Consider the following 2,032-nt stretch of genomic DNA (forward strand, 5'->3'; position numbering starts at 1 on the left):
GGTCGAGCTCCGGGAGGCCCGAGCGGGCCTGCGGGGACGGGTCGAGCACCTCCAGGACGCCGAGGATCCGGTCGCCGTGCAGGAGGGGGGCGGCCATCAGCGCGTCGGGCACGTAGCCGGTGGACTCGGCGATGTTCCGGTCGAAGGACGTACTGGCTGGGGAGACCGCGTCCACCGCGGCGACCGTGCCGGCGCCCACGGGGCCGCTCGGCGCCACCCGCATCAGCTGCAGCGCGGAGGCGACGTCCCCGCTGAGCAGGGCCACGGCACCGCACTGCCGGAACGTCGGCGTCACCGCGCACGCGGCCTCGTACGTCCGGGCCACGGGGGACGCGGGCGAGGCCGGCTCGGTCTCGGCGAGGCACACCACATGGATCCCGGCCCGCGGCCCGGCCACGGCCAGCCGCGCCACGGCCTCCCGCAGCGCCGCGCCACCGGGATCGCCGTCCACCACGACGATCGTGTACGGCCCCGCGAACCCACCGGTCCCGTCCGGCTCGGCGTCGTCCCGGGCCCAGGAGGGCCGCCGGACGGGAGCCGCCCCCGGGGCCGTGCCGGCGGGGGCCTGACGGGCTCCGGCGGCCAGGTGCGCGGCGGGCGCGGTGGCTTGGGCGGCCGGGTGGATGCCGGGTGCTCCGGCGGGCGCGCCGAAGGCCGGGGCGTCCAGGGCTCCGGAGGGCGGGTCCTGCCGAGGCCCGGCGAAGGGCGTGCCGGGGGCGGGGGGTATGGGGGCGGGCCGGCCCTGGTCGGGGGTGTGGGGGCCTGGCCCGGCTTGGCCGTAGGGACCGGGTGCGGTCGGGGCCGGGGGCTGGGTGGGGATCCTCGCTGTGCCGGTGGGCGTGCCGTGCGCGGGGGTGCCGTTCGGAGTGGGGGCCGGGGGGCGGGCCGAGGCGGGGTGGGCGGCGGTCCTGCCCGTGGCCGCGTGGTCCTCCACGCGGCGCAGGAGTTCCTCTGCGCGGGCCGCCGCCTGTTCCCGGTCAAAGGCCAGCAGCAGACGGCAGTCCTGGCCGTGGCCCGGCCGGACGTGCGGGAGCCAGCCCAGCCAGGACCACTCGGCCGCGCGCTCCTCCACCGGACGCGAACGGTCGGCGCTGATCAGCACGATCTCCAGCAGATCGGGGGAGTCCAGCGCGGCGAGCTGGGCCACGACGGCGCGGGCCAGTCCGGACAGCCGGGGACGCGGGCCGGCGAGGCCCAGCGCGCCCGCCTCGCGCAGCGCCGCGGTGACCGGGACGGCGGGCAGCAGGCCGGAGCCGTTCGGCGCGCTCCGGTCGGCGGTGCCGAGCCGTACGGTCAGCGCCTCCGGGTGTCCCGGCCCCCGCTCCCACAGCCGGGGTCCGGGGCCCAGTGCCGTCAGCAGCAGCGCGGCCGGATCGGGCCAGGTGTCCGGCCGCTGGGGCGCTCCGGCCGTCGGAGCCGCGCTGGCCGGGGCGGCCGTACCGCCGAACGTCTCCGGGACCTCCGGCTGCTCCCCGCGCCCGCCGGCCAGCCGCCGGGCCCAGGCGCCGATCCCGCGCCGCCGTGCGCCTTCGCCGGGCCCACCGGCGCCGAAGCGGCCCGCGTGCGTGTCCCCACCGGAGGCCGGGCCGGTGCCACGGCTCTCCATGCTCGGCGCCCAGCCCTGCCCCGTCACCGTGGGGCCTTCCCGCCGCCGGTGCTCCTGGGCCCCCGCACCCCCGCCGGCGGCTCCCCAGCCGACGGAGTCGTAGGCGTGACCCGGGGCCGTCCCAGCAGCACCGGAGGACGCGCCCGCCCCACCGGCGTCCGAGTACGCCCCGGCATCCGGGGACTCCCCGGCCCCGGAGGCTCCTGCGGCCCCCGCCTCCGAAGACTCACCACCCCCGGCGGGAACCCGTACGCACCCTTCCCCGTCCCCCACCGTCTTCAGCCGGGCCCCGGGTCCCCCGGACGGAGTAACCCGCAGCGCCGACTCACCGATCCTCAAGAGAGCCCCGGCGGGGAACCGCACCGCGCGGTCGCCCACGCGGGCCGCGTCGAGCGTCGTACCGTTCGTGGACCCGAGGTCGGCGAC

Annotated in this window: 1 pseudogene; it reads right to left on the reverse strand. The window is 79.7% G+C overall.

From position 1 onward, the window contains the following. Positions 1–2,032: pseudogene (locus tag ACWEN3_RS45830) on the reverse strand (hypothetical protein); the annotation flags it as partial.

The sequence above is a fragment of the Streptomyces sp. NPDC004561 genome (assembly GCF_053602155.1).